At 71.6% G+C, this 4,622-nt stretch carries 4 protein-coding genes and 1 tRNA gene; all 5 read right to left on the bottom strand.

Going from position 1 to position 4,622, the window contains the following annotated elements:
- Positions 1-50: 50 nt before the first annotated feature.
- The 5 genes from ACFRCR_RS17055 to ACFRCR_RS17035 all read right to left on the bottom strand — a co-directional run bounded on the left by ACFRCR_RS17055 (position 51) and on the right by ACFRCR_RS17035 (position 4,481).
- Positions 51-518, bottom strand: coding sequence for an NUDIX domain-containing protein (locus ACFRCR_RS17055; RefSeq protein ID WP_377679188.1), 468 nt, complete (start codon positions 516-518; stop codon positions 51-53).
- Positions 519-521: 3 nt separating this feature from the next.
- Positions 522-1,490 carry a polysaccharide deacetylase gene (locus ACFRCR_RS17050; protein ID WP_377679186.1) on the bottom strand — a complete coding sequence of 323 codons (969 nt, stop codon included), beginning with the start codon at positions 1,488-1,490 and terminating at the stop codon, positions 522-524.
- A gap of 349 nt (positions 1,491-1,839) precedes the next feature.
- Positions 1,840-2,703, bottom strand: coding sequence for a signal peptidase I (gene lepB / locus ACFRCR_RS17045; protein ID WP_377679184.1), 864 nt, complete (start codon positions 2,701-2,703; stop codon positions 1,840-1,842).
- 123 nt (positions 2,704-2,826) lie between these two features.
- A complete protein-coding gene (locus ACFRCR_RS17040) occupies positions 2,827-4,125 on the bottom strand; it encodes an AAA family ATPase (RefSeq protein ID WP_377679182.1) in 1,299 nt (432 codons plus the stop codon).
- A gap of 269 nt (positions 4,126-4,394) precedes the next feature.
- Positions 4,395-4,481: transfer RNA gene (locus ACFRCR_RS17035), tRNA-Ser, on the bottom strand.
- Between the last annotated feature and the right edge of the window lie 141 nt (positions 4,482-4,622).

The following is a 4,622-nucleotide window of genomic DNA, read 5'->3' as shown; positions in this document are numbered from 1 at the left end:
CCTCACGACGGAGAGGTGGCCGCCCGGGGCGCGCTCCGTCGTCGGGCACCTCACGGCTCCGTGAGCGCCTCCTCGAGGCGGTCCAGGAGACCCACCTGCCCCGCGACCACCAGCTCGCGCGCCCGCGCGAGCGGCACCCACGCGACCCGGTCCAGCTCCGGGAACGTCGCCCGGCGGCCCGAGCGCGGCGGCCACTCCATCTCGAACGAGTTGCTCACCGCGGTGCTCACGTCGAAGTCGGCCCGGCGCGCCCACGCCCGGACCGTCTTGCCCGCGCGCTGCCGGACCTCACCCAGGTCGACCTCGGGACCGTCGGGCGGCGGCGAGCCCAGCTCCTCGCCGAACTCGCGGACCGCGGCGTCGTGAGCGTCCTCGTCGGAGGCGTGCTCGCCCTTGGGGATCGTCCATCCCCGCTCGTCCTTCCGGGCCCACAACGGCCCGCCCATGTGGCCGAGCAGCACCTCGGCCGCGCCGTCGTCCGCGACCCGGTAGAGCAGGAGCCCCGCGCTCGTGACCACGGCTCAGTACACCGCCGGGCGGGCCTGGAGCTCGGCGAGCACCGCAGGGTCCTGCAGGTTCATCCACGCGATGACGTCCTGGTACGTCGCGCAGATCGTCTCTGGCTTGCCGCACACCTCGAGCATGAAGTCCTTGGCCGCCGGGTTGAACGCGTTGCCGCTCCACTGGTTGAAGTGGTTCGCCACGAGCACCGGCGCGCGGTTGCCCGTGAAGGCCGCGTCGTACATGTGGCGGTACGTGTCGAGGACCGCGGCCCGGATCTCCGGGGCCCGCTCCGGCTGGTTCTTCGCCTTGTTGAACTTGTACCAGAAGTTGTAGTCCATGGCCATGACGCTCCCGAGCGTCGGCGAGCTCGTGGTCTGCATGCGGAACTCCCACACGCCGTACTCCTGCTTGGGCCACGCGATGCCGCTGCCCGGGATCGACGAGTCGTACGTCAGCCCGTGCGCCGCCCACGCGGGGGCGATCTGGTCCCAGGTCCCCTCGAGGCACGGTGTCCGGCCGCCCTTGACCTCGGACGCGGGGATCGCGAGCGGCGGCGTGCCCTGCAGACCGTCGATCTCCTGCCACCCGTTCCAGAACCCGAAGAACTGGTCGAGCTCGCTGTTCCAGTCGGCCGTGGACCACGACGCCCCGCCCGGCGGGTTGTCGGCGCAGAAGTGCCCGTTGTAGTGCGTCCCGATCTCGTGCCCCTCGAGGTACGCCGCGTTGAGGTCACCCACGAGCGTCGTCACGGTCGCCGCGTCGCCCCCGAAGCTCACCGACGCCTTTCCCGTCGGGTGCCCCGGACCCGTGTAGGCGTCGCGGTGCTCGTCCGTGAGCAGATAGATGCCCGTGAGGAACCCCGTGAACCGCGCGTCGACCTGTGCCGCCGCCTCGCGGAACTCGGTCCAGCGGTCGTGCCATCCGGCACCGTCGAACGAGAAGATGACGAACTGCGGCGGGTTCTCGCCCGGTGCGAGCCTCGTCATGGGCACGTTCGACGCGGCACGTGTCGGAGTCGGGGTGGGCGTGGGCGTCGGTTTCGGGCTGGGAGTCGGGGTGGGGGCCGGCGTGGGCCGCTCTGACGGCGAGGCGCCCGCGGAGGGGCGCTCCGGCGTCGGGCCCGGGGACGCCGAGGGCGATCCCGTGCACCCCGCGACCACCGCCAGGGCGGCCACCGCGACCCCCGCACCGAGCGCCGCGCGGCGCAGTCCTCCGACAGGTCGGGTCGAGCTCCACGACACGGGCAGTCCCTTCTGCGTGCGGGCAGTGCCCTCACGCTAGGGGATGCGGGGCCGAGGCGCCCGGGCGGCGGGGTCGTCGTGCGGGTGAGTCCGCTCAGGGCTCCGGGACGTCCTCGAACACGCTGCCCGGGTTGCGCATCAGCGCCGCACGGTCGAGCGGCCACACCTTCGCGACGGCGGTCCCCACCACGTTCTCCATGGGCACGAACCCCTGCCCCGGCTTGTCGGTGTTGTAGCGCGAGTCGCCCGAGTTCTGGCGGTTGTCCCCCAGGACGAAAAGGTGCCCCTCGGGAACCGTCACGTCGAACGGGATCTCGCTCGGGGCCGAACCCGGCTTGACGTACGTCTCGTCGATCGGCACACCGTTGACCGAGACCCGACCCTGCGCGTCGCAGCACGTCACGTGGTCCCCCGGCAGGCCGACGACCCGCTTGATGAGGTGCTCGTTCGCGTCCACCGGACGGATGCCGATGAACGTCAGGAACGTCTCCCCCGCCTTGACCAGGCCCGTCGACTCGTCCTGCGGCTGGCTCGCGAGCCAGCCGCCCGGGTCCTTGAAGACCACCACGTCGCCACGGTGCACGTCGAGGAACCGCGGGACCAGGCGCGACGCCAGGACCCGGTCGTCCTTGATGAGCGTGTCCTCCATCGACTCGCTCGGGATCACGAACGGCTGGACCAGGAACGTCTTGATGAGGAACGAGATGATCAGCGCCGCCACGACAATGATGCCGACCTCGCGAACGAACGACCAGCGGCGGCGGGTGGGGGCGGGGTCGTGATCCGTCCCGCGCTCCGCGTCGTGGTCGCCGGGCTGCTGGGGCGTGGCCGGGGCGGTCGGGTCCGCCGGGTCCGGTGCCGGCCGCGCGGGGAAGACCGAGTCGACGTCGGGGGCTGCGGCGAACGCACCGGACGGTCTCGGCTGGTCGTCTGCGCTGTCTGCGTCGTTCGAGGTCACGGGGACACTCTTCCACCGATGGGCCCGACCGGCCGGTTCATCTCGGGCGGACCGGACATGTCGCGACAGGGCGAGCTTCTGCGGCGACGGGCGACGGGGTCCGACGACACCCCTACGCCTCGGTCAGAGGTACTGCCCGACGTCTGCCTGAGGCTTCCACCGTCCCGACGTGGCGACGTCTCGCAACGCCCGCTCGTCGAACGACGTCCCCAGCTCGAGCACCGCCCGGCGCGCGACCTCGCGCAGGTCCGAGCCCGTGCACCCGTCGAGGAGACGTGCGGTCGCCCCGAGGTCGAGGTCCAGGCCGAGCGGGTCGAGGTACCGCTCGAGGATCGCGACCCGCTCGGTCACGCCCGGCCGGGGCAGCGCGAGGATCGTGTCGAAGCGCGCGGTGCGCTGGGCGGCCGGGTCGATCGACGCGGGATCGTTCGTCGTCGCGATCGTGAAGACGTCGGAGAGCTGCTTGATGCCGTCGAGCGCCCCGAGGAAGTCCGCGAGCGCCTCCGGGTTGGACGCCTTCTCGCGGTGGCCGATGATGAGGTCCACGTCCTCGAGGATGACGACCAGCGGGCCGAACGTCTCCCCCTCGTCGTACACGTCACGGATCGCGCTGCGCATGGTGGCCGCGTCCGCGAAGATCACCGTGAACTCGCCCTTGAGCTCGGACGCGAGGACGCGCGCGAGGTGCGTCTTGCCGACGCCGGGAGGCCCGGCGAGGAGCAGCCCCCGGGTCGTCCCCAGCCCCAGGCTCCGCATGAGGTCGCGCTTCGACGTGGCGGCGTCGACAAAGACGTCCACCTCGCGCCACAGGGAGTCCGGCAGGACCAGCGTCGAACGGTCGACCGACTCGGCTGCCGAGACGGACAGGACGACCGAGTGGTCGGCGAAGCTCGCCTCGAGGACGCGCGAACGGTACGGGTTGAGCTCGCCGCGGGCGAGCGCCAGGAGCTCGTGCATGACGTCCTGCGCCTGCGCGCGGTCCTCGGTGCGGGAATAGACCTTGAGCTCGCGCGAGTAGGACTCGTTGTCGATCGCGAGGCAGAGCGGCACCTGTGCGATCGAGCCGGGCGGGAAGTGCGCGACGAGCCGAGCGGGCACCATGTGCTCGGCGACGGTCCCGATCTGGAGCGGTGCCCACGTCGGCGGTTCGCCGTCCCCCGGGCCGCCGACCTCCGTGACGCCGTGGCGCTGCATCCGGTCGCCGAGCACGTGCCCGAGGACGGCGATCCCCGTCGTGGACGCCACGTGGTCGACCGCGACGAGCCCCGTCTGAGGGACACCGATGCGTCGGGCCGCCCACGCCTTCTGGCTCACCGTCTCGGACTCGCCGGAACCGAGGAGGAGCCCGAGGGTGCGCAGCGCGTCGAGCGTCGTCGAGTCTGCGTCCCCGAGGATCCGCTCGTACTCGTCGTAGTCGTGCATCAGGTCTCCCGCGGTGGTCGTCGCGGGACTCTCCCGGCCGGTACATCCTGCCGGACGGCAGGTCGGGACGTCGTCGGTTTTTGCGGGTGTCAGGGCCGACCTCGCCGCGACACCCCGGGTGGGTGGCGGGTGGTGGTGAGGCAGCGTCGACAGTTGTCGGCGGACCCCGAAGCAGAGACCCCGCCTCTACCCCGGCCCGCCCCAGACCTTCGATGAGCACTCGGGAACGACGAAGGGCCCCGACCACTGGTCGGGACCCTTCGTGCTTGCGGTAGCGGTGAGATTCGAACTCACGGTGGACTTTCACCCACACACGCTTTCGAGGCGTGCTCCTTAGGCCACTCGGACACGCTACCCAGCCGGGAAGTCCCGGCTGCAGAAGGATACCCGCTCAGGGCGTGAGGACCGAATCGGACGCCGAACGCCGCGAGCCGGGGCCCGCCGTCGGGCACGAGGTAGACCCGTGTGCGCGAGGTAGACCTCCCGGAGTCCTACCT

The organism is Oerskovia sp. NPDC056781, from assembly GCF_042789955.1.
In the GTDB taxonomy this organism is placed as follows: domain Bacteria; phylum Actinomycetota; class Actinomycetes; order Actinomycetales; family Cellulomonadaceae; genus Oerskovia; species Oerskovia rustica.
The sequence above is the reverse complement of the archived record's forward strand: the minus strand, read 5'-3'. Positions and strand labels throughout refer to the sequence as shown.

Excerpts from the sequence above, each read along its gene's own strand:
- ACFRCR_RS17050 (WP_377679186.1), bottom strand. The coding sequence starts at position 1,490 with ATGACGAGGCTCGCACCGGGCGAGAACCCGCCGCAGTTCGTCATCTTC.
- ACFRCR_RS17040 (WP_377679182.1), bottom strand. The coding sequence starts at position 4,125 with ATGCACGACTACGACGAGTACGAGCGGATCCTCGGGGACGCAGACTCG.